The sequence below is a fragment of the Chryseobacterium amylolyticum genome (assembly GCF_051011775.1).
Taxonomy (GTDB): domain Bacteria; phylum Bacteroidota; class Bacteroidia; order Flavobacteriales; family Weeksellaceae; genus Chryseobacterium.
In genome coordinates this window covers 560,617-587,244 of the sequence record NZ_JBPCHX010000001.1, presented here as the reverse complement: position 1 = coordinate 587,244, position 26,628 = coordinate 560,617, and the positions used below count along the sequence as shown (strand labels likewise).

Below are 26,628 nucleotides of genomic sequence, written 5' to 3'. Positions count from 1 at the left end.
TTTTTTATATATCAATGATTATGAGAAGTAATGAAATTTTATATTCCGCTGGCAATAATGACGAATGTCACACTCCTAAATACGCAGTAATACCAATACTTGGATATATACCGGAAAATGCTATTGTCTGGTGCCCCTTTGATACACAAAAAAGCGAATTTGTAGGAGAAATCAGCAAAACAAATAAAGTTGTGTTTTCGCATATCGACGATGGTAAGGATTTTTACAGGTACGAACCTGAAAGCTGGGATATCATCATATCAAATCCTCCTTTTACCAATAAAAGAAAAATTTTTGAAAGATGTCTGAATTTCAATAAGCCTTTTGCATTGTTAATGTCCAATACCTGGTTAAATGATGCCGCACCGAAACAACTTTTTATGCAAAAAGAGTTACAATTACTGATGTTTGATCAAAGAATCAAATTTAAATGTAATGGACTCGTCAATAATAAGATTACTTACAGCAGCAGTTATTATTGCTGGAATTTCCTGCCAAAGCAAATCGTTATGGAAAAAATTAATCGAACGATAAATAACTGTCACAAGAAATAATGAAACGCAATGGAAAGGAATTATCCTGGTTCGAAAGAGTGATTAATTCCAGAACCACAGCCTATAAAGATTTCATAAATGAACTGAAAAGCGTACCATCTGAATTGTTTTTTCGATATGGCGAAAAAGAGAATTTGGTTGCTGCGTCCGGCCTTCCGGAGGGGTGGATCTGGTATGATTATGACGATGGAAGCGGTTCTTTGAGAAGCCCGGAGGGTCATTCCTATTACAGCTATGATCTGCAAACCCAGGAATACCGATCACCTTATGGAAACAATGAATGGAAAAATATGGGGGATTTTAAAAGTTTGGATGAATTTAAAAGCGATTCTGAAGAAGCCTTAAAAGAATCAGCGGCACAAAATGATCTTTCTCCAAAACTATCCGAAGAAGAGATAAAGGGGCTACTAGATTACAGAATCTTGAAAAAAGAAAATGAATATAAGCTGAAAGATTTAATGATTACAGCGAGCCAAAGAAAGGCTTTTGCGGAAGAAATGGAATTTGGAACAACTAACGGCGATTATTCACTGACAGCAAAGCAAATGGACACCATCCCTGATATCCTCGACGGTCATTCTTTAACACCAAGTGATAAATATGCATTGGCGTTTGGTTATTTGGAAAAACGGGAATATGGTGAGTTTTACACCGTCTTAAATAATGGTGAAATATTAAAAACTTATTTGGATGAAAATAATTTGCCCTCATATAAAACACTAACAAACAATGATATAAAGTTTAACAATCAAAATCCACAAATTATGGAAACAGAAAAAGAATTCGACAGGGTACAATACCTGAAAGACCAGATGAAATATCTTGGCTTCGGCGAAAGTGAACAACTTCACAGAGATTTAGAAAAGGGCCTTCAATCTACAGAGCAACATTTTGAAATTCAGACGGGTTCCGATAAAGCTTTACCCGGAAACAAAGCTGATTTTACGCTAAAATTCAACAAAACCGATAGCGGCGGCGTTTTTCTCAATTCATTCAATGCAAAACTGACTAATGAAAAAAATGAGGAACGTTCCCATAATTTTCCTGTCAGCAGGGATAACAGTTTTACCGCAAAAGAGGCCATCAATCTTCTGGAAGGACGCAGTGTAAAGATTGAATTCGATAATCCGAAAAGCGGGCAGCGGGAAAATGCCTTTGCGCAATTTGATTTCAATGAGCCTAAAACAGAAAAAGGAAACTATATGTTTCAAAACTTCTACAAAAATTACGGTGTTGACACGGATAAGATCGTTGAGAAAGCAAATTTGGTCTTCGATAAACCAGAATGGAAGGATAATGCTATAAAATCTTTGGAAAAAGGAAATATCGTTAAAGTAAAATTTAAACAGGACGATTCCATTATCGAAGGAAGAGCAGTTCTGGACCCACAGAACAGAAACCTTAAACTCTATGACAACGAGATGAACAGGCTGAACAGCAATAAACCATTGGAAGGGCTGGAACAGGATAACAAGCACGAAAAAAATAACGTGAAAGAACAGAGTATCAAACGATAAATTTTACCTGACTATTATCCCAAGGCGGTAGGTCTAACGATTTACCGCTTTTCTTAAAAACCAACATGATGAAATTAAAATTCACATTATTATCCTTTGCAATGACTTTCGGTTTAAGTTCCTGCAATAAGGAAATCAAATCCGAAAAAGGGGGGATCGATCTCGTTTCAAATGTATATTTCAACGCTTCTAAAGGATTGGAGCAGATGCAGAGTTTCCATATTTCTAAAATAAGCTATTCCGGAGATGAGTTGATCGAGATCATTCCCGACCGAAGCTTCCCGGAAATGAACAAGCAGCTTTACTATATGACCGATTCTCTTTGCTATCCATTGGGTTTCCAAGGGAAAACCTTCCTGCTTTCTGATATTGTTCTAAAACAAAAGCCACTATTGGTGTGGGCGAAGCGTGAAGGTGCCGTCTTTTCAAAGGAATTGATTCCCAATTACAGGAACAGAAAAAATCTTTCCGACACCGTTCTGTTTGGAAAACAATACAAACGCTTCGAAATCAATTCGCCCTGGAACTATAACCGGTTTTATATCTTCCCCACAGATACTATTCTTCCTTATTCTCTATACAAACACGCTGAAAATGATTATCAAGGCAGACTTGAACGTATTGACTCCTACAATAAGAAAGACGACATTTTCGTTACCCTTCAATTGATTCCCAGAAAAAACTGGGATCAACCGGCCAAGGAATTATTTGAGTTTAATCATTTCGTAAAAAGCAGAAAAAGTGAGTGACCCGTTATACAACGCAGATGACATCTCAATTATAGATGGGAATAAAATGGAATTGATTGTTTTTTCTAAAAAGGAGGATCATGATGGATTCTAAAGAAAATGAAATTAGTATGAAGATCTAAATTAAAAGAAAAAATATAGTATATTTTAGCGATCTATACAGTCTGTATTTAGTATATTTGTAATACAATAATGATAATTATTGCTTATTAATAAGATTAAATAATACAGTTATGTTACTTATATCATTATCTAAAGCGCAAAAAATGATTGCTACTCATGTTCGTGACCGTAGGCTTCTGATGGAGCTTACTCAGGAAGGTCTTGCTGAACGTTCAGGTGTAGCACTTTCCACCCTTAGGAAGTTTGAGCAAAAAGGATTGATTTCTCTGGACTCTTTTCTAAAGATCTTGATGGTGGTTGGAGGATTGGAAGAATTGCTAGATGCTCTTAAGCCAGATAAGCCAGCTTTCAATTCAATAGATGATGTTTTAAAACAAGATGATAGTATAATTAAAAAAAGAGGTAGAAGAAAATGATTAAGCCTGTTGCAGAAATAAAAGTGGGGTTAGATTTTGGCTTGGCAGTCCAGCCTGTTGGACGTCTTGCAATACGTGATGGTGTCATCTACTTCCAATACGATGACAATTTTTTTGACGCAGGAATCGAAATATCTCCTTTCAGGCTGCCTCTGAAAAGGGGCGTTAGTGAATTGCCTCTGCATCCATTTGACGGATTGGCAGGAGTATTCAGCGACAGCTTGCCGGATGGCTGGGGAAGATTGCTGTTTGACAGAATGATCAGAACCTTTGGATTGATGCCTTCAGATGTTTCGTCACTGGACCGCCTTGCTCACGTAGGTATGCACGGAATGGGAGCATTAGTCTACGAGCCGGATAATAGTCCTGAAGTGCCGCAAGATAAAGTTGACCTGGACGTGCTGGCTGTACAAACTGAAAAAGTCCTGGAAGGAAGTTCGGAAGAGGTAATTACTGAGCTGTTAGCTTTAAATGGTTCATCAGCAGGTGCCAGGCCTAAAGCACTTATTGGCGTAGATAGCGAACGTAAAAATATTTTATATGGAGCCCAAAACTTAGACGAAACTTTTGAACATTGGTTGGTTAAGTTTTCCAATTCACAGGACGGTCCGGATTCCGGAGCTATTGAATATGTCTATGCACTGATGGCTGCAGAAGCGGGTATCGCAATGCCGGATGTGCATTTATTTCCTTCTCAAAATGGTGGGAGCGGTTATTTCGCAGTGAAGAGATTCGACAGGGACGGTAATAGGAGATTACATATGCATACCGTAAGTGGATTGTTGCATAGCAATTTCAGGTTACCTTCGCTTGATTACGAAGATCTACTGAATTTGACTGCAACCCTGACAAAAGATATTCGTGAAGTCGAAAAAATGTATCGACTGGCGGTTTTCAATGTTATGGCTCACAATAGGGATGACCATGCAAAGAACTTCAGTTTTTTAATGGACGAAACAGGCAACTGGAAACTTTCGCCTGCCTACGATTTAACATTTTCGACAGGTCCTGGTGGAGAGCAGAGTACAATGGTCCTAGGAGAGGGCAGAAATGTAAGCATAAAACATTTGGCAAAGTTAGGTCAGGAAGCTAAACTCCCACAGAGTCTAATCGATAATGTTATTGAACAGACTAAATATGCATTAAACCAATGGAAAGATTTGTCAAAAGAGTTCGATGTAGACAAGCGTAATGCAGAAGTAATCAATCGTATGATTACAAAGCTCTAGCTATTATCCGGTGAATAAAGATTGATTGGGTATTTTTTGGACTGGAGATGTTTAGCAGAAAGCTTTCCAAATATCTGCTTTCGTTTTATATAATGTTTTACTGGCTAGACAATTTAAATGATAAGAACTATAAGATTTGCTCTTGTAGTTTATTCTATTTTAATCCTTTATTACAAATCAAAATTCGTAAGTAACCCATTGAGTGGTTAAATAGACTTTGATCAATTTATGATGCCATATTCTACCATATTTATTGCGATTTTAGCTGATAATATTTGATTATTAAAATAACAGTTATTGTAAAAAATATACTGAGTCAAAATGATCAATTAATCTATAAGTTAATGCGATAAGTATTCAGGGGCGATGCGTAGCAAAAGAAAACAAAAAGATTCTCAACTTAGAGATTTGAAGGAATTCGAGCTCGAACCGCTTATGAAGTTTAACGAAATGTCGGTAAGTGAGGCCGATAAAATATTGAAAAGATCAAACATCAATATGTCTGAAAAAGAAATTTCAGATGTGCTGGCTTTACTCCATACTCTAGTAAAGATGACCCTCAAAGAGTTCATCTCTGCTAAAAATTAATTTCGTATTTTAGTGAATATAATATTGATAATCAAATTGATCTCAATATTAGTCACCTTCTAACATACTAATGGAAAACTTTATGCAAATCGCCGATTTATATATCCGAGTTTCAACGGATGAACAAGCTGATAAAGGTTATTCACAGCGCGATCAGGAAGAGCGCCTTCGCAAACATTGCAATAGTCAAAATATTCAAATCGATCGGGTAATTTTTGAGGATCATTCTGCAAAAACTTTCGACAGACCAGAGTGGCAGAAATATATGTTTAGCTTCAGAAGAGGCAAGCCTGCTAAAGAAGTTAGACTTCTTTTGTTTACGAAATGGGATAGGTTTAGCCGTAATACAAGCGAAGCTTACCAGATGATCTCTAAACTTACTAAGTTAAATATTTCTCCTCAGGCTATTGAGCAGCCTTTAGACTTGAGAGTTCCTGAAAATAAACTTTTATTGGCTATATATCTTTCAACTCCTGAAGTAGAAAATGATCGTCGTGCATTGAATGTTATTTATGGAATGCGCAGAGCCATTAAAGAAGGCAGAATGATGGGAACTGCGCCTTACGGATATATCAATAAGTGCACGGAAGATGGCAGAAAATATGTGGCAGTAAAAGAACCTGAGGCCTCTAACATCATCTGGGCCTTTAAGGAAGTAGCGAAAGGACATCTGCCAAGTGCAAAAGTTAGAGAGCTAATGAATAAAAGGGAGGGTAGGAAACTCACACGTAATTCTTTTCTTGAGGCTCTTCGCAATGTGGTTTATTGTGGTAATATTGTGCTAAAAGCCCATGGTGATGAAGAAGAGAGAGTTATTAAAGGCAAACATGAGCCTTTAATCTCAGAAGAGCTTTTTATGAAAGTTCAACATATACTCAGAAGGAAAAGCAATAAAGATATTTTTTTACCGGGAGGTAGGGTGATCAATGAAGATAGGTATCCTCTGCGCGGATTACTGCTATGCCCAAAATGTGGAAAAAATTTAACAGCAAGTAGTGCTAAAGGAAGGTCAAAGCATTATTACTATTACCATTGTACTTTAGCGTGTGGCTTCCGTCACAACTCTGAAATAGTTAATGAACTATTTGAGGCAGAACTTTCAAAATTTGAGTTTATTCCAGCATTTGCAAGTTTGTTAAAAACTATAATGATGAAAAATTTTTCAAGTGTTTCGGACGGTCTTGATGATGAGCGAAAAATACTGACTGAGCAAGTCACCAGAATTGAACAAAAGATAGCAAAAGCAAGAGATTTATATCTGGAAGATAAATTAGATGAAGAGGATTTTAGAGCTGTGAAGACAAAAAATAAGGATGAACTTGACCGACTCTTATTCAAACTCAATTCGATAAAGCAAACCAAGAAGGATAATAACGTAGAACTTAAGCTGGATGCGGCTTTGAAGGCTGTTACGAAAATTTCTGAGAGATATAAAAAAGCAGATTCAGTAGACAAAAGAGCTATAATTGGTTTGATATATCCTGAAAAGTTAATCTTTGACGGCGAGAATTTTCAAACCGCAAAAATCAATACTTTTGTACATACTATCTTTCTGATAAAGAAGGAATTAGGAAATAAAAAAAACCGACAAAGAAGTGAAAAATCTTCAAATGTCGGTTTTGTGACCTCGACAGGATTCAAACCTGTAACCTTCTGAGCCGTAATCAGATGCGCTATTCAGTTGCGCCACGAGGCCTTGTGTTACCTTGTTGTTTAAAGGTTTGCAAATATAACACTTTTTTCCGTTCTTTGAAAGATGAAACAAAGAATTTTACTTTTATTTACGGTTTTAGCGCTAACAGCTTGTAAAAGAGAATCAAAAATTTCGTCCGCAGACTGGATAAATATCTCCGCTCGTACCCAATTTAAGGAACATGACGGTATACTGGAGCTGAAATCCGGTAATTTTACTTATAATTTTCAACAAAATCAAACACCTTTCAGGAAAATAATCCTGCTGAATGCAAGTATGGCTGGCTATATTTCAGAGCTTGGAGCAGAAAATTTAATCATAGGTGTTTCCAGCCCGGAGTATATTTATTCAGAAAAAATTCAGAATCTGATTAAAGAAGGAAAAATCCAGAATGTAGGAAGTGAACAGAAATATGATGTGGAAAAAATCATCTCTATGAAACCGGATGCTATTTTCACCAATCACATTGCCAGTTTTGACAATACCTATGAACTTTTAAAAAATAACGGTATTCAGGTGATATTTCTGGATGAATACATGGAACAGAAACCTTTGGAAAAAACAGCCTATATTAAACTTTTCGGAGAATTTTTAGGGAAAGAGAAAGAAGCGGAAGCTAAATATCAGGAAGTAGAGAAAAACTACAACGATCTGAAACAGCTTGCGTCAAAAACAAAAGAAAAACCTGTTGTACTTGCCAATGAGATGTATGGGGATGTTTGGTATCTTCCGGGGGGAAATACTTCCGTAGCCCATTATATTTCAGATGCCAATGCCAGTTATATCCTGAAAGATAATAAAGACGAAAAAGCATTGACAATGAGTTTTGAAGAAGTATATGCAAAAGCCGGAAGCGTTCAGTATTGGGTAAATGCAGGAAGCCACACTTCGAAAAAGGAGATGCTGGGCATGAATCCTTTCTATGGGAAACTGGATGTATTCAATAAAGGGAAAATTTATACCATTGCCGGAAAAGAAAAATTGAAGGCAAATGATTTCTTTGAAAGCGGTGTCGTAAGAGCAGATTTGATCCTCAAAGACTATATTAAGATCTTTCATCCTGAACTTTTACCGGATTATCAGCTTACTTATATGAAAGAATTGCAGTAACTCGCAGTATTTGCTTATTTTTGCCTTTCCTTTTTATCAAATTATGTGGAAAAAAATTAAACAGCTTATCTTCATCATTCTTGTACTGAATGTAGTTTTTATCATCTGGGGCAGATTCTTCAATCCACCGGTTACCCTTACCCAGATAGGAGGACTTTTTGAATACGGAAAACTGCACAGGGACTATATTTCCTATGACGAAATGGGAAACAATGTGAAAAAAGCGGTCATTGCTTCAGAAGACCAGAAGTTTTTTGATCATGACGGTTTCGATTATACAGCGATCGAAAAAGCCATGAAATATAATGAGAAAGGCAAAAAAATAAGAGGAGGAAGCACTATTTCCCAGCAAACGGCAAAAAATGTATTTCTCTGGCAGGGCAGAAGCTGGGTAAGAAAAGGACTGGAAGCTGTTTACACTTTCATCATTGAAAAAGTATGGACTAAAGACATCATCCTTGAAAGATACCTGAATTCCATTGAAATGGGGCAGGGCGTATTTGGAGTGGAAGCAGCAGCTCAATATTATTTCGGAAAATCTTCCAAAGATTTAAGTGTCTCTGATGCAGCATGGATCGCCGCTGTATTGCCTAATCCAAAGAAGTATGACCCTAAAAATCCATCGCCGTATTTAAGAAAGAAACACAATTGGATCATGAGACAGATGAGGAATGTGAGTTTGAAATAGTATCTTTGTACTAATGAAATTCTTTAATTCCAGCACAAATTTTGAGTCAGTTCTTAAAAAATATTTTTCTTTTAAGAACGAAACTCTCTCTTTAGAGCCTTTTGCAGAGTTTTTAGAGGCCATAAAAGAGACGGATTTTACTGATGTGCTCAATTTTTTCAGAAGCAATCCCAACTTTGCTGAGAACTTTAAATATTATATTCACAATATTTTTAAAGGGCGTCCTTTCAATCTTTCTCTGACAGAAGCTAATATTCTTTCAGAAAATGCCTTTTTTCCGGAACTTAAAAAAAGAATTCTGAATAAGGTTTTACCACCTGTTGAAAACGAGAAAACGGTGTGGTACATGATTGATAACGTCAGTCTGCGACCGAAAAAAGATCTGAAATACCTGCATAATCTTCCTGAAAATGAGATGAATGAATTTTTAACCATTTTAGGAGCTTCGGATTTTATTATTCGTCCTAATGTTAAAAAAGAACTCATTTTCTCAATGAATATTCTTTCCTGGAGGGTTACAGGAATGGCCATGGAAGTAGAGGTGGTGAGAATGGCTCCGCAGTACAGAAATCTCGATAATCCGTTTCTGGCCCTGCAGAATGAACTGGAGACATTAGCTGAGGATCTGGCAAAAGATCCCTATGTACAGCTGCACTCCAAAGACAGCAGATATAAGCAGATCAAAATTTATACAGAACAGTGCCTTGAGTTTGTTAATATTGCTTTTAAGAATTCTGCCAAATACGGAATTTCAGGTAAGATTAACCAATCTCTTCTGAAAATCCGCCAGCAGACCGAAAGAATTTATGAGATCGTACAATTACTGGTAATTGATACTGATGAGGATATTCTGATAAAATCTAAACAGCTGGTTTTTAATATTCTGAACTATAAATCTCATAAAAATAATATTTCAGATCTGATCAATGACAGCACGAGGCTGATCTCCCATCTTATTACCAATCATACCGCAGAAACCGGAACACACTATATCACTTCTACCCGTAAAGAATATATGACAATGTTCTATAAGGCTAGCGGTGGAGGAATTATTGTAGGAGCACTGTGCGTTCTGAAAATGCTGTATGGATATATCCCGGGAAGTGATTTCTCCCATGCTTTCCTGTACTCGATGAATTATGCGATGGGATTCGTGATGATTTATCTGATGGGCTTTACGCTCGCAACAAAACAGCCTGCGATGACGGCTGCTACCATGACAAAAGTACTGTCTGAAGAAGGGAATGCCCAAAGAAACAATACCGAATTTGCCCATCTGGTTTCCAAATTATTCCGAAGCCAGTTTATTGCCTTTGTAGGAAATGTATTGCTGGCCTTTCCCATAGCACTTGCCATCATTTACGGGCTGGATGTATTTTTCTCCCAGAATCTTGCAGTAGAAAGATCTGATAAATTGTTAAAAGATCTTGATCCATTTAAATCCAAAGCGATTTTACACGCGAGTATTGCCGGATTTTATCTTTTTATTTCCGGGATTATTTCAGGAAATATCGGAAACAATTCCGTGTTTTACCAGATTCCGGAAAGGATTGCTAAAAATCTGTCTATCAGAAGCTTTTTCGGGAAGAAATTTGCAAAAGGATTGTCAAAATATTATGCTAAAAACTGGCCGGGAATCATTTCCAATTTCTGGTTCGGGGTTTTCCTTGGGGCGACAGCACCGGTAGGGATGTTTTTCGGGCTGGATCTTGATATCAGACATATTACCTTTGCTGCCGGTAACTTTGCATTAGGGTTGTATGGAAAAGATTTTTCAGTAGATTCCTACACCTTTTGGATATCTTTCTTAACGGTATTTTTAATTGGATTCTTCAACTTCCTGGTAAGCTTCAGTTTATCCATGTTCCTGGCATTCCGATCCAGAAAGATGAATTTCGGGCAGGTCAGTGAGATCTATAAAGAAATCTTCAGATATTTTATCAAGCACCCGTTAAAATTCTTCCTGCCATTGCGTTCCGGGCTGGATAAAAAGGCTGATGATCTGATGAGCAGTACGATTTCCAATAAATCAGAAGAACATTAATAAAAACAGAGTGCTGTCAGTGGATAGCACTTTTTATTTAAATATAGTAAGTAAGCTTAAAGTATTTGAAGATCTTTAAATTTATCCGCCCCAAACTTATCCTGAAACTTTTTGAGATAAAAGCTTTTGCGCATTTTAAAATCATGTTTCAATAAAGGAGAGTCGATCTTAATCACAATACATTCATTTTCTATATTGACGCTTTTTATTTCTTTGAAAAGACTTTCGTCAAGATACTCCTCAAGGAAGTCTTTAATGTCAAAAGCTACAAGTTTATGTTCAAAACCATAAATCCTGGCAAAAGATTTTACCAGTTCGGAGGATTGATATTCACGTTTTTTCTTCTTCATAGTTGGGATTCGAGTTTTCGGGATGCGTGATTCGGGGTTTTGGCTTGGGGATTTATTTTTTACTGTAGATTATTTTTATTCCCATTTTCTATGACGCATAAATATCCAGATTTCTATACCTCATATTATTTGTGTTTTAGGATCTTAAGTTAAGACAAAAAATGATTCGATGATAAAGAATATTAGTCTTTTACTTCATATCTGCATCCACACTTATTTACCTGCATTTAATACCTCGTAGCTCGCATCCCGAAACTCTTACTAAACTTCAAAAATTATACTTTCTTCATTGATCTTTTTTACTACACTTTCCGTACGTTCTCTGTGAGTATCTGTGATGAAAATCTGACCAAAACTTTCACGATTAACCAGTTCAATCAATTGGGAAACTCTGATGTCGTCAAGTTTATCAAAGATATCATCAAGTAAAAGGATAGGAGTCTTTTTCGTGAGCTCTTTTACAAGGCTCATCTGAGCAAGTTTTAAAGAAATAAGAAAAGATTTCTGCTGCCCCTGGGAACCTGTTTTCTTGATTAATACATGATCCATTTCAAAAAGAAGATCATCTTTATGAATTCCTTTTGAAGTATAAGTAAGCATACGGTCTCTCTCTAGGCTTTCTTTTAAAAGGTTTTCAAAAGGATTTTCCAGCAAATGAGATTCATAAATAACAGATACCGTTTCTTTTCCACCGGAAATGATCTTATAGAAATTCTGAACAATAGGATTAAGCTGCTCTACAAACTCTTTTCTTTTATTAAATATTTTCGTTCCGAATCTGATAATCGGATCATCATAGATTTCCAGCGAATCTTTGTCCCAGGTTCTGTTCTTGGCAAAATACTTGAGCAAGGCATTTCGCTGCTGAATGGTCTTCTGATACTGAATGAGGTCAAAAAGATACCCCGAATCTGTCTGGGAAATCATAGAATCCAGAAATTTACGTCTGCTTTCCCCGGAATCCGAAATAAGATTGGAGTCATAAGGAGAAATCATCACGCTCGGAAGATAGCCGATATGATCTGCAAGCCTGTCATAGCTTTTGTCGTTTTTTTTAATCACCTTTTTGGCTTCCTTAGGCTGGGTAATTCTGATGAGGTCTTCACTGTCCTCATTCTGAATTTCAGCATCAATGGTGAAAAAATCTTCCTCCTTTTTAATATTGTTGAGATCCGTATTGCCTAAAAAGCTTTTTCCTACGGATAAATAATGCAAAGCATCTAAAATATTGGTCTTTCCCACACCGTTATTACCCACAAAACAATTGATCTGCGGGGAGAATTCAAATTTTTTCTCAGTATGGTTTTTGAAATTGTAGAGGGAAAGCTTCTTGATAATCATTCGTCAAAAATACTTCATTATTAGTAAAAATAAAAAAGGAAGTGCAGAACAAGTTTCCACCCCGAATGAAAAATAAGCGTCATCCCTTTTATTTTCAGAGAAATAAATAAGAATATAAGTTGCAATGCTCGCCATAAAAAAAGCAATCGCATATTCTGATTCCAGATAAAAAGTTGAAATGATACTGCTGATGAAGACAAGTGCATACGCAATATATTTGGTATTTTGTACCCCAATCAGCATAGGAAAGGTTTTTACTGTATCACTATTCATATCCCGGATGTCAAAGGGAAGGACAAGTGCCGTAATAAAGAAAAAACTGATCAGGAAAATAGGAATGCTGAATTCCGGAAGCGTAAGCCAGCAGTTGACCAGAGCCCATACCAAGCCTACATAAAAAACCTTCAGTAAAGGAATTTTACGGATATAAACATCAAGAAAAAAGCTGTTATAAAGCAATCCCAGCACAACAATAATGAACCATTTCAAAAGCCTTATCTCATTATGATTATGGATGATTAAAAAGGCACAAACAATTCCGGCTACAGCATTCAGAACCAGTATTTTGAGGAAATGTCTGGTGTATTGATATTTGGTGTAAAGGTAACCGCTGAAATAAGTGATGAAAATAAGTGCAAAGGTAGGGAAACGGAATGTGTTTTGCTCTTTCATGAAAAATACTGCAAAAAGAGTTCCCATAAGGGAGACATAAATCTGGCTGTCTATGACAGTTTTTTTCAGTACTTTTAAGATGTTCATTTATCAAAATTAATATATATGAAAAGATTTTCCAAGATTTTTCTGCTTTTGCTTGTAATGCAGAGCTTTTCAATGGTATCTGCACAGAAGTATTACGATATCCAATGGAAAAAAATTGCTGAAAACAGTACAAAAGGAGCGTATAAATCTAATCTTCCCATTATTTTAGACATACAAAAACAAGCCATGAAAGAAAATAATGCCTTTGAGCTGATCCGTTCTCTGAAAGCGGAATTCAGTATTGTAAATCAAACGGTGGATGATGATCAGAATGATGCTGCTTCCCAATTTTTCAAAAAACTTAAGGATACCGAAGGAAAACTGGGTGGTGAGGGTAAATTGGTATACAAAGTCCTGCTGAACGGTTTCTTCATGGACTATTACAATCAAAACGTATGGAAAATAAACGGAAGAACCAACATCAATTCTCAGGATGTTTCGCAGATAGAAACCTGGAGTAAGCTTGATTACAAAAACTATCTTACCAAAAGTTTTCAGGAACTTGACCAGGAAAAACCTGAAATGAAAAAGATTTCACTGGAAAAATATAAGGATATCTTTTCCGGAACAAGTGACATTGCTTATTTCCCGACCCTGTCCGATTGGTATGCGCTTAAAAAAATAGAATTTTTATCTGAAAACAATATTTTCACAAAAAATGAACTGACAGCCAACCGTACAGCGATCAATGCCATCTATGACGAGCTGATTGCACAGAACACCGGGAATCCAAAGTTATACTTTATGAAAGAAAAGATTACAGAGAACTGTAATTTCAGTCATTGCAAAGACAGGCTTGAGCAGCTTCAGAATCTCTTAAAAACTAATGTGGAAGGAGATTATAAAGTGATGATTATGGATAATATCATGGATGAACTTGTTAACAAGAAGAAACCTAAAGAAGCCCTTGCAATAGCTGCCCAGGCAAAAAGTGAATATCCGAAATCTCCTTTTATCGAAAATATCAAAAGTAAGGAAGCACAGATTGTGAATCCGTACCTGACGATTAAATATGAATCCCAGACCCAGAATAACCTGCCGATTCATATGGTGGCGCAATATCAGAATGTATCAGAATTTACCCTGAATATTTATGAAGTAAAAGATGATTTCACCTCACTGCTTCAGTATGTTCAGAATTCTTACTCCGATACTTTCGGAAAGCTGAAAAAACATCTCGTAAGGAAAGAAACATTCCAGCTTCCGGACCCTAAGGATTATCAGAACCATACAACTTCACTGGAAGTTAAGCCGCTTCCGTCAGGGGTGTATGTTGCAGAATTTACGGTTGCGGGTGCTGATATGAAAGATACAGACTCAAGACAGAACTTTTATTTCCTGGTTTCCGGAAACAGGATTATTTATCAGAATAAAACGGACAGAAATCCTCTTTCTGATGAGCTGAAGCTGGTAAACAGTGAAAATGGAAAGCCGGTGGCCAATGAAGGACTTAAGTTTTATGAATTTGTTTCCAATAAAACATTAAATAAAATAGATGGAACAACCAATGCAAACGGAGTGTTTAAGTTTCCTTCCACAGAAAGCAAAGACTATTACAGGACTTTTCTGATTCAGCAGCCTAAGACCAATGATTTCCAGATCATGCAGGTGTACGGAAAAAGGGGCTACGATGATGATTATAACCCTAATAAACAAACCCGATCAACGGCTCAGATCTTCATCGACAGAGGGATTTACCGTCCCGGACAGACCGTTTATTTCAAGGTCATCAATACCAGGCAGAATAAAGAAGTGGAAGCTGTTCTTTCCGGATTAAAACAGAAAATAACGTTACTGAATACCAATAATGAGGAAATTTCTTCCCAGGAATTTACGACCGGTGAGTTTGGTTCTTATCATGGAAGTTTCATTCTTCCGAAAGGAAAACTGAACGGTAATTTTTACCTGAGAATTGAAGGAGAAAGCCAGGGGTATAAAAATTTCAGGGTAGAAGAATACAAGAGACCAAAGTTTGAAGTAACCTTTGAACCTGTAAAGGACGAGTATCAATATGGCCAGACCATAGAACTGAAAGGAAAAGCAGTGATGTTCTCCGGTGTTCCGCTGAACAATACCACGGTGAACTACGAGATCAAAAAACAGAATATCAGATGGAGATATTTCAGCTGGTATCCGCAGAATGATGATAATGAAAACTCAATTCTGGGAGAAACAAAAACCAATGAAAAGGGGGAATTTGTCATTCGTCTGGAACTTAAAAAAGATGAAAAACTGGAAGGAATACAGATTGATAACTATGCTGTCAATGCATCTGTAACAGATATCAATGGTGAAACGCAGACCGCGGATACCCAACTGAAAGTAGCATCGGTTTCGCATTATATTCAGGCAGAAAATATCAGCAATACTTTTGCGGATGAAAATGTAAAAGTAAAGGTTGAAACTAAAAATTATAATGAACAGAACCTTAAGAAATCCTATCAGGTTAAGCTATCAAAACTGACCGCTCCGGACAGGATTTTCAGGGATAATTTTAAATCTGAGGTACAAAATCTTCCGAAATATTCAAAAGAAGAGTTCATCAGTAAATTCCCGCACGATCTTTTCGATAAAAATGATGAGATCAAAAACTGGAAAACGGAAAAAGTATTACTTGAAAAACAACAGCAGCCATCTGCAGATAATGCTCAGCTTGATTTAGGGAAGCTGGAAGCAGGAGACTACCTGCTGGAACTTTTCAATATTGAAGGAAAAGATACCATCAAAAGTGCTCAGAACTTTAGTGTTTGGGATAAAACAGCTTTAAAGCCAAGCCAGAGAACATTCCTTACGGTTATTGCTCCGAAAGAAGAATTGTCAAGAGGAGAAAAAGCAAAAGTGTATGTATTCTCAGCAGTTCCTGATGCGCTGGTGAATGTTTTTGTGCAGGATGGATCCGGAAAAACCGTTTCCGAAGTTCATCAGCTGAAAAAAGGAATATTGGAATATACTGCTGAAATTCCTAAAGATAAAAGTGTCTCTTCATTGAACCTTCAGTTCCAGCTGGTAGCATTTAATGATGTGAATACAGAATCTGTTTCCCTAAAGATCAAAGACACTGACAAACCTTTAAAGATTGAAACGGTAACCTTCAGAGATAAACTGGAGCCTAATGTTAAAGAAAAATGGACCGTAAAAGTAACCGGAAATGATAAAGAAAAGATCAACGCAGAGGTATTGGCCAATATGTATGATATGTCTCTGGATCAGTTTGCTGCAAACAGTTTTAGTTGGACGAAATTATATACCCCATTTGTGATTATCACTTCTTATGGCATTAACAATTACCTGCAGCAGCAAAACTATCAGAAAAGGCTGAGATATTTCGAGGATAAATATGTAACTGTTCCTCAGTTTAACTGGTTTGATGGAAGGTTTGGTATTGGATGGGATTATGATGGTGATGGTGTTAATGATAAAGATGATGCTTGTCCTACTGTTCCGGGATCCTCTCAATATAATGGTTGTCCTAAACCTAAGAGCGTAACTGCTTCAGAAGTTACAAGCTACAGATCTATGAGGGGTGCGAAAGTTGCTATGCCGGCTGCTCCCTTAGCAAAAGAATCCTTAGTAATGAAATCTGATGGAAGTGGTGCTTTAGACCATGATGAGACAGAAAAAGCGCTGGATAAAGTAGCTGTTCGCCAGAATCTGAACGAAACCGCATTTTTCTATCCGGATCTGAAAACCGATGCCGAAGGAAATGTCAACTTCGAGTTCACCTCCCCGGAAGCACTGACAAAATGGAAACTCATGTTTCTTGCCCATACAAAAGATGCAAGAGCAGCTACCCTGGAAAAAGAAGTGGTAACACAGAAAGAATTTTCAGTGACTCCCAACTATCCTAGATTCCTGAGAGAAAATGATGAACTGAACCTTCAGTCGAAACTTTCAAACCTTACGGATAAAAAGTTAAATGGTTCGGCTGAATTACAGATCCTTGATGCCTTTACCAATGAAAATATTTCTTCGAAATTCGGAATCACTTCAGGAGTGCAAAACTTCAGCTTAAATGAAAACGGAAGCAGCGCTTTAACATGGAAATTAAAAGTTCCGGACAATGTTTCCTCCGTTATTTTCAAAGTGGTTGCCAAAGCAGGGCAATATTCTGACGGCGAGCAGCAGGCTATTGCTGTACTGCCGAACAGAATGCTGGTGACAGACGCCGTTCCGGTTTTTGTGAAAGAAGGAGAAACCAAAACATTTGTACTGGACAATCTTAAAAATAATACCTCCACAACAGCGTCTAATGTTTCCAATACATTGGAGCTGACAACCAATCCGATCTGGGAGATGATGTTTGCTCTTCCGAGTCTGAAAAATGATCAGAATAATTCTGCGGATGTGATCTTTAATAAATGGTTTGCTGATGTTTTAGCTTCAGAAATATTCAAAGCTAATCCGAAAATGAAAACGGTTTTTGAAGAGTATCAGAACAAAGGAGTATTACAATCAAATCTTGAGAAGAATCAGGAACTGAAGCAGCTGTTGCTGGAAGAAACCCCTTGGGTACTGGAGAGCAAAAATGAAGGAGAGCAGATGCAGAAAGTGGCTTTATTATTCAATGTTAATACGATGAAAAATTCGATCAATCAGGATTGGGAGGACTTCAAAAAACTGCAAAATCCGGATGGCGGATTCTCATGGTACCCTGGTTATCCAAGTTCTTACGGAACGTCGTTATACATCCTTAAAAACTTAGGGAAAATCAATTCCTGGCTTAAAGATAATGTGAAAGATTATCAAAGTGCTGATCAAAAAGCTCTTGTTGCTAAACTGATTCAGTATGTAGATAATGAAGTTAACAGGTATTTTGATGTGAAAAAAGGAAATGTCTGGAACAACTGGGCAATAGACTATCTTGATACCAGAAACTATTGGGAAAAACAATATCCTTTAAAAGGAAAAGGTGCTGCCCTGAAAACGCTGGTAAAACAAAAAGCCAAAACAGCTAAGATCACAGATTTTACCTTCTTCGGGCTTCACCGGGCTGCATTATTAATGAATGACTATGGTCTGAAAGAGGTATCCGATAAGTTAATGACCTATCTTAAAGAAACTTCCACAGATACCAAAACGCAAGGTGTTTACTGGAAACAAAACCTTAATGATTGGGGATGGTTCGGTTCTAAAGTGGTTAACCATGCTGGCGCCCTTGAAGCTTTCAATACGTTAAAGTCTAATGATCAAAACTTTATTGAAGATATGAAGATCTGGCTCGTAACCCAGAAAGAAGTCAACTCATGGGGAAGTTCAAGAGGAACAGCAGAGGTGATCTTTACTATTTTGAATTCAGGAAAATCATGGACCGGAGCAGAAAGCGATAAAGCGACTATCGTTTGGGGAGGAAAAGAGTTGGTTCCTCAGACTCAGGCAACAGGCTATGTAAAATCAACAGTGAAAACTGAAGCGATAGATAAAAATTTAGCAGCTGTAACGGTTACAAAACCTGGTCCCGGAATTGTTCAGGGAGGATTGTTCTGGCAGTATTACGAAGATCTTGATAAAATCAGATCTTCTGAAAATTATATCTCTTTAACGAAAGAACTCTATAAAAAAGTAAAAACGGTAAACGGCGAAGAACTTCAGAAGATCTCTTCCGAAACCCCATTGAAAGTGGGAGATAAAGTGACGTTAAGAATGATTCTGAATACAGACAGAGCAATGGAGTTTATTCACATCAAAGATATGCGCGCAGCAGGATTTGAACCGACAGATGTATTATCCGGTTATCAGTGGAAGAATAACCTTGGATATTATCAGTCAACCAAAGATGCTTCTACCAATTTTTATATCCAATACATGCCGAAAGGAAAATATGTTTTTGAATACGATGTGGTGGCCAATGCATCCGGAAAATTTTCCAACGGAATAACAACGATGCAGAATTATTATGCACCGCAGATGAATGCACACACCAAAGGAAGCAACGTAACAATTTCAGAGTAACTGATAAGCATAAAACTGTAGTAATTTTTACTGCAGTTTTTTGTTTAACGATTTTTAGGTAGGATAGAATTAAATCGAAAAATCAAACAAATGTTTAATTTTGGAATGGTTTTTGAAATCAGATGAATACAAATTAAAAAATTATAAAGATGAAATTTTCTAAAACTTTAATTACAGGATTGGTATTGATGGCTGGGGTAAATGCTTTTGCACAAAAGAAAGCAGAAAAGTTTGAAAAACTACAGATCGAAATGTTCCCAAAGGCAAAAGAAGGATATAAGCAGGTATATATTCAGCTTCCCGTAGCAAAAAACGAAAAGGATTTAAAAGTTGAACTTTTTGTTGGGGCTGAAAAAATGTTAGACTGTAACAATTACTTCCTGATGGGAGAAATGAAAACCCAGGATCTTCAGGGGTGGGGATACAACTATTATGAAGTAGAATCTAATGGCGAAACAGGAGGTACCCTGATGGCCTGCCTGGATAAAAAACTGACTAAAAAGTTTGTGACTTTAAAGCCTGAAATTGTAAGATACAACAGTAAACTGCCGTTGGTATTCTATGTACCGAAAGATATCGAAGTTCGTTACAGAATTTTACGTCCAGATGCTGCGATGAAAAAAGCAGTTCAAAAATAAACCAGCGTATTATAATGATACAGAAAACTCCCCACATGCTGTGAGGAGTTTTTCGTTTTCTTTGAAGGATGTATTCGTGTCAATTCAACGTTGTTTCTGTCATTCCGCAGGAATCCGGCTTCCGTCAACATAAATGATAGTGTTTTCTGTTGCCAATGGTTTTAGGTTTGGCTGAAGCCAACTGAAATTTTGTTTTTTATTAAACGGGCTAAAGCCCGTTCCTATTGAGTGTTGTTTTTCACAGATTTTATAGATGAAGTAATTTATTATATAAACCTATCCATCCCACTTGTCATTCCGCAGGAATCCGGCTTCCGTCAACATAAATGATAGTGTTTCTGTTACCAATGATTTTAGGTTTTGGCTGAAGCCAACTGGAATTTGTTTTTATTAAGCGGGCTAAAGCCCGTTCCTATTGAGTGTTGTTTTTCACAGATTTTATAGATGAAGTAATTTATTATATAAACCTATCCATTCACTTGTCATTCCGCAGGAATCCGGCTTCCGTCAACATAAATGATAGTGTTTCTGTTACCAATGGTTTTAGGTTTTGGCTGAAGCCAACTGGAATTTGCTTTTATTAAACGGGCTAAAGCCCGTTCCTATTGAGTGTTATTTTTCACAGATTTTATAGATGAAGTAATTTATTATATAAACCTATCCATCCCACTTGTCATTCCGCAGGAATCCGGCTCCCAATATTCAGGGCCAACATAAATGATAGTGTTTTCTGCTGCCAATGATTTTAGGTTTTGGCTGAAGCCAACTGGAATTTGCTTTTATTAAACGGGCTAAAGCCCGTTCCTATTGAATATTATTTTTCATAGATTTTATAGATGAAGTAATTTATTATATAAACCTATCCATCCCACTTGTCATTCCGCAGGAATCCAGCTTCCAATATTCAACATAAATGATAGTGTTTCTGTTACCAATGGTTTTAGGTTTTGGCTGAAGCCAACTGGAATTTGCTTTTATTAAACGGGCTAAAGCCCGTTCCTATTGAATATTATTTTTCACAGATTTTATAGATGAAGTAATTTATTATATAAACCTATCCATCCCACTTGTCATTCCGCAGGAATCCGGCTCCCAATATTCAGAGTCAACATAAATGATAGTGTTTTCTGTTGCCAATAATTTTAGGTTTTGACTGAAGCCAACTAAAATTTTGTTTTTTATTAAGCGGGCTAAAGCCCGTTCCTATTGAGTGTTGTTTTTCACAGATTTTATAGATGAAGTAATTTATTATATAAACCTATCCATCCCACTTGTCATTCCGCAGGAATCCGGCTCCCAATATTCAGAGTCAACATAAATGATAGTGTTTTCTGTTGCCAATGGTTTTAGGTTTGGCTGAAGCCAACTGGAATTTGTTTTTATTAAACGGGCTAAGCCCGTTCCTATTGAGTGTTGTTTTTCATAGATTTTATAGATGAAGTAATTTATTATATAAACCTATCCATTCACTTGTCATTCCGCAGGAATCCAGCTTCCAATATTCAGGGCCAACATAAATGATAGTGTTTCTGTTGCCAATGGTTTTAGGTTTTGGCTGAAGCCAACTGGAATTTGTTTTTATTAAACGGGCTAAAGCCCGTTCCTATTGAGTGTTATTTTTCACAGATTTTATAGATGAAGTAATTTATTATATAAACCTATCCATCCCACTTGTCATTCCGCAGGAATCCGGCTCCCAATATTCAGGGCCAACATAAATGATAGTGTTTTCTGCTGCCAATGATTTTAGGTTTTGGCTGAAGCCAACTGGAATTTGCTTTTATTAAACGGGCTAAAGCCCGTTCCTATTGAATATTATTTTTCATAGATTTTATAGATGAAGTAATTTATTATATAAACCTATCCATCCCACTTGTCATTCCGCAGGAATCCAGCTTCCAATATTCAACATAAATGATAGTGTTTCTGTTACCAATGGTTTTAGGTTTTGGCTGAAGCCAACTGGAATTTGCTTTTATTAAACGGGCTAAAGCCCGTTCCTATTGAATATTATTTTTCACAGATTTTATAGATGAAGTAATTTATTATATAAACCTATCCATCCCACTTGTCATTCCGCAGGAATCCGGATCCCAATATTCAGCGTAATTAATTTTCCGGAGAACGTTCTTTTCTTCCTTTGTTTCCTGCAAAAGTGCCGTAAAAAAAATACAAAAAAAGTAGAGTTAAAATTTTTTTTCAGTTTTTTTAGTATTTAATTAACATTTAAACGCTTCTGTCAAAACTTTATTTTGTAGGGCTTTGAACCTAAACATATTTTAAACTTACTTTAAATTCACTACATTGTAGAATTATCTTTAAGCATTTAACCTTTTTTTGCATTATATTTGTTGTAAACATAAACCATGAAAAACAATTTATTGATTTTTACGTTTAGTTTTTTTGCTTTCCCCGCTTTTGGCTGGGCACAGTCTGCGCCGGATTTTAAAGAACTTCTGGATAGTGCTATGGTTCGGGATTCGAACCTTAAAATGCAGATTACCCAAAACAAACTTACCGATCTGGATGAACATAAATTGAAAGATATCTTTCTTCCAACACTGGAATTAAGTGGTCAGGCCGGTTATCTCAACGGAACAGCAAGACTTACGTCACCGGAATTCAATCTCGCTCCCTTTATTAATATTCCGGAAGGGACTTTCAACAATAATTTCAATGTATCAGGATTTTCAGGAATTGCCAAAGCAGATGCCAAAATGCTTCTGTATTCGGGAGGAAAAGTAAAATACATGAAAAAAGCTGTTGAAGAAAAGAAAAAGTCTGAAGATATACTTCTGGAGAAAACAAAAGATGAAGTTATTGCCACTATTTCCAGAGCGTATGATCAGCTGGCTCTGATTCATCAGTCTAAAAAAGTGCTGGACGAAAGTAAAAAAAGACTGGATATCAACAGGAAAACTGCAGACAAAGCTCTTGGTTACGGTCTGATTACTCCTTATGATCATAAGAAGATTGAGCTGGCACAAGCTACTTTAAATGCTAAAATGGTAGAATATGAAGGTAAAAAAGAATTACTTCTTACCCAGCTTTATGTTTTAACCGGAATCAATAAGGAAAGGCTTAGAATGATCGATCCGGTATTATCTCCGGTAGAACTGCTGGCTGCAGAAAAAGGAATAGAGCAGAGAGCAGAAATCCGTGCTTTGGAACATGGCATCAGTGCTGCAGATTATAAGATAAAAGCCGAAAGGACTTGGATGATTCCTAAAGTACAGCTGATGGCTTCTGCTTATTATATCGGATTGTATGGGAACAGAATAAAATCCTCAGAAAATATAATCCCGGCAGTTCCATTGCTTGGATATGAAGGGAAAAAACTGGACTGGAGGCCCAATAATATTAATGTATTTCCATTGATTACAGCAGGAGTAGGCTTTAAATGGGAAATTTTTGACGGTAAGGAAGGAAAACATGCTGAAGAAACAGCCAAAGTCGGAAAAGAGGTATTACAAAACCAGAAAGAAGATGCTCTGAAAAAACTGACACTGAATCTGGCCAATAACCAAACCAATTATGATATTGCTTCCGCACAGATTACCCTGAAAGCCAAAGAAAAAGAGCTTGCAAAAAATGCACTCGTACAGGCAGAAAAAGAATTCAGATACGGAATGAGCAAATCTTCACAGCTCATTGATGCAGAAAATGATCTTGAAGCCGCCGAACTGGAATACCAGAATGCTGTTTTTAACCAGAGAAGAGCGGGAATAGAACTGATGAGGTCTACTCAGGAGCTGGATATCACTAAATTTTATTTAATTCCTTAACCATTTAAATCATGCATAAAAATATATCTCTACTCTTCGCCGCTCTGATTTTATTGGGGAGCTGTGACAAAAAGAACGAAAAGATCAAAGAACCGGAAGGGAAAACCAAGAAAGATGTGATCTCTTTTGCCCCTAAAGTCACCGGAAGGATTTTAAAAATATATGTTTCCGAAGGGCAGACTGTGAAAAAAGGTGATACCCTGGCACAGCTTGATGTCCCTGAAGTTTCTGCAAAAATAGCGCAGGCACAAGGAGCAGTAAGTGCTGCTACCGCGCAGGAACAAATGGCTAAAAACGGTGCAACAGCCGATCAGCTGAAACAGCTTCAGGCCAAATATAAAGGATTGAAAGAGCAATATGAATTTGCCCAGAAATCTTATAAAAGAGCCAATAATATGTTCCGTGACAGCTTAATGTCTCCGCAAGCCCATGACGAAATCTATGCCAAATTACAGGGGGCGAAAGCTCAGTATGATGCTGTAGTGGCTGAATTGGATGACGTAAAAAGAGGAACCCGCTTCGAAAAAGTGGAGATGGCGGCAGGACAGGCTTCACAGGCAAAAGGAGCTTTACAGGAAGCCAATGTCGCATATTCAGAGAGATATATCATTGCGACCAACGATATGGAAATAGAAACCATCAGCTTAAACACCGGTGAGCTTGCAACGGCAGGGTTTGCATTATTCAACGGATATATTCCGGAAAGTACATATTTCAGATTTACCATTCCGGAAAGTGCCATTTCAAAATATAAAAAAGGGCAGGACGTAACAATGCAGGTGGTGTACAATAAAGAAAACCTGACAGGAACCATCGTGTATATCAAACAGCTGACAAAGTATGCGGATATTACTACTGCCTATCCGGATTATCAGCTGCAGGATGCGATCTACGAGATCAAAGTAAAACCTAAGGATATGAATAAAGCTAAAAATATTCTGGTTAATGCCAATGTAATCCTTAAATAAATGAAACAGAACGGATAGAATTTCAGCGAATTCCATTACGTTTCCAACCTATAAAAATATACAGATGAAAGAATTTTTCCGTCTTTTAAAACGCGAGTTTAAACTTTTTATCGGCAATTCTACCTTAAGGACGGTGTTTTTTCTGGCACCGGTGTTCTATGCAACCTTGCTGGGGTTTGTCTACAAAAGCGGAAAAGTTGAAAATACACCTGTATTGGTTGTCGACAGAGATAATACCCCTTTGTCAAACCAATTGACGGAAATGCTCGAAGACAATAAAAGCATTAAGGTTTTCAGATACCTGCAGGAGCCTCTCAGTATCAAAGACGAAGTGATCAGACATGAGGCGGCAGCAGTGGTAATTATTCCTTCCAGATTTGAAGGAGATATGCTGCAGAAAAAGTATCCTGAACTTAATGTTTATATCAATACCGGGAATGTTTTAACAGCCAATTTTGCATCCAAAGCACTTCAGCTGACCATTGGAACATTCTCAGCCGGAGCTTCCATCAAAGCCCTCCAAAAGGCGGGAATGCCCGCTGCAAAGGCTGCTACACAATATGAACCTTTCAAAGCCAATTACATTACGCTATTCAATACTACCGGAAACTACCTTATTTTCATGTGGCCGGCTATGCTTGCAGTGGTTTTACAGCAGGTAATTCTGTTGGCTATGGCCGTAAGTTTTGCCGCAGAATTTGAAAGAGGCTCTTTTGTAAAGGAATACCTGAAAATGAAAAGATGGGCTTTCCCGACCATGCTGATTAAGGTAATACCAATCTGGGTGTTCTCTGTTCTTATTGTAGGTATTTATTACTTTATGCATATGATCTTCAGGGTTCCGATGCCGGAAGGGATACTCAATTTTATTCTTCTTACAGCTGTTTTTGTGGGATCCGTTTCATTTCTGGGTGTCTTTATCAGTATTCTGATTCCGGATGCATTGAAAGCAACACAGATCCTGATGGTTATCGCTTCACCGGCGTTCATTATCAGTGGCTTTACCTGGCCTCTGAATGCGATGCCTGCCTTTGTTCAGTTTATCGCGAATATTATTCCGCTGACTCCCTTTTTACAGGCCTTTAAAATCTTATTGATTCAAAAGGGATCGGTAGAACTTACTTTTCCTTACCTGAAACATTTAAGTATTCTTTTAGTAATATATGCTGTTATTGGCTGGATTGCTTTAAAGATCAAGCTTTGGCTTATATTTAAAAAAGCTGCTCCACAGGAAATTGCGGTAGAGAATAGTTCTCCGGGGGATAGTGAGTAGTTTTTTAGTTGCTGGTTGCTGGTTAGTGGTTGCTGGTTACTTGGTTACTGGTTGCTGGTTGCTGGTTAGTGGTTAAGAATACTAAGATTAAATTATTCAAAACAATAACACAAAAAATAAATTCAAAGAATAGCCTGCATCATCCAGACTCCTCCTTCTCAAACCTCAAAATTCCGTAACATCGAAACCCGGAACACGTACCTTATAGCTTAACCGTATAACACCTCACCCTTTATCCCTAACCTGCAACCAACAACTCGCAACCCATCAACTAGAGCCAGCAACCCGTAACCCTATACCTCGAATCCTATACGCCAATTTCTCCTTTTTTCAACCGGCTATAAAATCAAACAAAAAAACTGATATATTTGTCTGTTGTAAAATAGAAATTATATGGAAAATGTATTTGATGCAAAAGATGCTCAAAACTATATAGATAGAATCAACAGGTTGGTGGAAGATACCCATGGTTTGTGGGGGAAAATGACGGTGGATCAGATGCTGGCACACTGCTGTATAACCTACGAAATGGTATACGAACCGGAAAAACACAAAAAACCTGGGGCTATTGCAAAATTTATATTGAAGGCTTTTGTAAAACCTAAAGTGGTAGGGGAAAAAGCCTATCCAAGAGATTCTCCTACAGCACCCCAGTTTTTGATTACCACCAGAAAAAATTTTCATGAAGAAAAAACAAGACTGATAGGTTTTATTCAGAAGACACAGCAATTGGGAGCAGAGGCTTTCGATGGGAAAGAGTCTTTCTCTTTTGGAAAATTAAATGCTCAGGAATGGAACAATATGTTTGCCAAGCATCTGAACCATCACCTGGCACAGTTTGGAGTATAAACACA

18 protein-coding genes and 1 tRNA gene are annotated in these 26,628 nt (G+C 37.2%); 15 read left to right on the top strand and 4 right to left on the bottom strand.

Annotated features, from left to right (window positions below):
- The first annotated feature begins 20 nt into the window (after nucleotides 1-20).
- The 6 genes from ACR1PO_RS02640 to ACR1PO_RS02615 all read left to right on the top strand — a co-directional run bounded on the left by ACR1PO_RS02640 (nucleotide 21) and on the right by ACR1PO_RS02615 (nucleotide 6,833).
- Nucleotides 21-554, top strand: coding sequence for a tRNA (adenine-N(6)-)-methyltransferase (locus ACR1PO_RS02640; protein ID WP_433985715.1), 534 nt, complete (start codon nucleotides 21-23; stop codon nucleotides 552-554).
- Nucleotides 554-2,071, top strand: a complete 1,518-nt coding sequence (locus ACR1PO_RS02635) for a hypothetical protein (RefSeq protein ID WP_433985714.1) — start codon at nucleotides 554-556, stop codon at nucleotides 2,069-2,071. The genes ACR1PO_RS02640 and ACR1PO_RS02635 overlap by 1 nt, the downstream gene beginning before the upstream one ends.
- Nucleotides 2,072-2,136: 65 nt before the next feature.
- A complete protein-coding gene (locus tag ACR1PO_RS02630) occupies nucleotides 2,137-2,820 on the top strand; it encodes a hypothetical protein (RefSeq protein WP_433985713.1) in 684 nt (227 codons plus the stop codon).
- A gap of 233 nt (nucleotides 2,821-3,053) precedes the next feature.
- Entirely contained in the window at nucleotides 3,054-3,359 is a 306-nt protein-coding gene (locus ACR1PO_RS02625) for a helix-turn-helix domain-containing protein (RefSeq protein ID WP_142726042.1), read from the top strand.
- Nucleotides 3,356-4,588 (top strand): type II toxin-antitoxin system HipA family toxin, encoded by a 1,233-nt coding sequence (locus tag ACR1PO_RS02620; protein ID WP_142726043.1) that lies wholly within the window; start codon nucleotides 3,356-3,358, stop codon nucleotides 4,586-4,588. Before ACR1PO_RS02625 ends, ACR1PO_RS02620 begins: the two co-directional genes overlap by 4 nt.
- Nucleotides 4,589-5,246: 658 nt before the next feature.
- Nucleotides 5,247-6,833 (top strand): recombinase family protein, encoded by a 1,587-nt coding sequence (locus ACR1PO_RS02615; RefSeq protein ID WP_433985712.1) that lies wholly within the window; start codon nucleotides 5,247-5,249, stop codon nucleotides 6,831-6,833.
- Here ACR1PO_RS02615 and ACR1PO_RS02610 read toward each other — a convergent pair.
- Nucleotides 6,799-6,872: transfer RNA gene (locus ACR1PO_RS02610), tRNA-Arg, on the bottom strand. The genes ACR1PO_RS02615 and ACR1PO_RS02610 overlap by 35 nt on opposite strands.
- Before the next feature lie 60 nt (nucleotides 6,873-6,932).
- On the opposite strand from ACR1PO_RS02610, the gene ACR1PO_RS02605 reads away from it, so the two are divergent.
- Genes ACR1PO_RS02605 through ACR1PO_RS02595 form a run of 3 tightly spaced genes read left to right on the top strand, consistent with a single transcriptional unit; the run spans nucleotide 6,933 to nucleotide 10,711 of the window.
- Nucleotides 6,933-7,979 (top strand): ABC transporter substrate-binding protein, encoded by a 1,047-nt coding sequence (locus ACR1PO_RS02605; protein ID WP_433985711.1) that lies wholly within the window; start codon nucleotides 6,933-6,935, stop codon nucleotides 7,977-7,979.
- A 43-nt stretch (nucleotides 7,980-8,022) separates the two neighbouring features.
- Complete coding sequence (gene mtgA, locus ACR1PO_RS02600) at nucleotides 8,023-8,667, top strand: monofunctional biosynthetic peptidoglycan transglycosylase (RefSeq protein ID WP_332387638.1); 645 nt, start codon at nucleotides 8,023-8,025, stop codon at nucleotides 8,665-8,667.
- Nucleotides 8,668-8,680: 13 nt separating this feature from the next.
- Entirely contained in the window at nucleotides 8,681-10,711 is a 2,031-nt protein-coding gene (locus ACR1PO_RS02595; RefSeq protein WP_433985710.1) for a recombinase, read from the top strand.
- Nucleotides 10,712-10,767: 56 nt separating this feature from the next.
- Here the strand turns inward: ACR1PO_RS02595 and ACR1PO_RS02590 are convergent, their stop codons facing one another.
- The 3 genes from ACR1PO_RS02590 to ACR1PO_RS02580 all read right to left on the bottom strand — a co-directional run bounded on the left by ACR1PO_RS02590 (nucleotide 10,768) and on the right by ACR1PO_RS02580 (nucleotide 13,161).
- Nucleotides 10,768-11,061 carry a hypothetical protein gene (locus ACR1PO_RS02590; RefSeq protein WP_332387637.1) on the bottom strand — a complete coding sequence of 98 codons (294 nt, stop codon included), beginning with the start codon at nucleotides 11,059-11,061 and terminating at the stop codon, nucleotides 10,768-10,770.
- Nucleotides 11,062-11,322: 261 nt separating this feature from the next.
- Nucleotides 11,323-12,402, bottom strand: a complete 1,080-nt coding sequence (gene recF / locus ACR1PO_RS02585; protein WP_433985709.1) for a DNA replication/repair protein RecF — start codon at nucleotides 12,400-12,402, stop codon at nucleotides 11,323-11,325.
- 3 nt (nucleotides 12,403-12,405) lie between these two features.
- Entirely contained in the window at nucleotides 12,406-13,161 is a 756-nt protein-coding gene (locus ACR1PO_RS02580) for a UbiA prenyltransferase family protein (RefSeq protein WP_433985708.1), read from the bottom strand.
- 18 nt (nucleotides 13,162-13,179) lie between these two features.
- Between ACR1PO_RS02580 and ACR1PO_RS02575 the strand changes: the two genes are divergently transcribed.
- From ACR1PO_RS02575 to ACR1PO_RS02550, 6 genes are all read left to right on the top strand, one after another.
- Nucleotides 13,180-19,110 carry an alpha-2-macroglobulin family protein gene (locus tag ACR1PO_RS02575; RefSeq protein ID WP_433985707.1) on the top strand — a complete coding sequence of 1,977 codons (5,931 nt, stop codon included), beginning with the start codon at nucleotides 13,180-13,182 and terminating at the stop codon, nucleotides 19,108-19,110.
- A gap of 149 nt (nucleotides 19,111-19,259) precedes the next feature.
- Nucleotides 19,260-19,748: a serine protease inhibitor ecotin gene (gene eco, locus ACR1PO_RS02570; RefSeq protein ID WP_433985706.1), complete on the top strand. Its 489-nt coding sequence runs from the start codon at nucleotides 19,260-19,262 to the stop codon at nucleotides 19,746-19,748.
- Between the two features lie 2,366 nt (nucleotides 19,749-22,114).
- Nucleotides 22,115-23,533 carry a TolC family protein gene (locus ACR1PO_RS02565; protein ID WP_433985705.1) on the top strand — a complete coding sequence of 473 codons (1,419 nt, stop codon included), beginning with the start codon at nucleotides 22,115-22,117 and terminating at the stop codon, nucleotides 23,531-23,533.
- Between the two features lie 11 nt (nucleotides 23,534-23,544).
- On the top strand, nucleotides 23,545-24,501 hold the full coding sequence (locus tag ACR1PO_RS02560; protein ID WP_433985704.1) for an HlyD family secretion protein: 957 nt from the start codon (nucleotides 23,545-23,547) through the stop codon (nucleotides 24,499-24,501).
- A gap of 64 nt (nucleotides 24,502-24,565) precedes the next feature.
- Nucleotides 24,566-25,774 carry an ABC transporter permease gene (locus tag ACR1PO_RS02555; RefSeq protein ID WP_433985703.1) on the top strand — a complete coding sequence of 403 codons (1,209 nt, stop codon included), beginning with the start codon at nucleotides 24,566-24,568 and terminating at the stop codon, nucleotides 25,772-25,774.
- Between the two features lie 393 nt (nucleotides 25,775-26,167).
- Nucleotides 26,168-26,623: a DUF1569 domain-containing protein gene (locus tag ACR1PO_RS02550; RefSeq protein ID WP_433985702.1), complete on the top strand. Its 456-nt coding sequence runs from the start codon at nucleotides 26,168-26,170 to the stop codon at nucleotides 26,621-26,623.
- The last annotated feature ends 5 nt before the right edge of the window (nucleotides 26,624-26,628 follow it).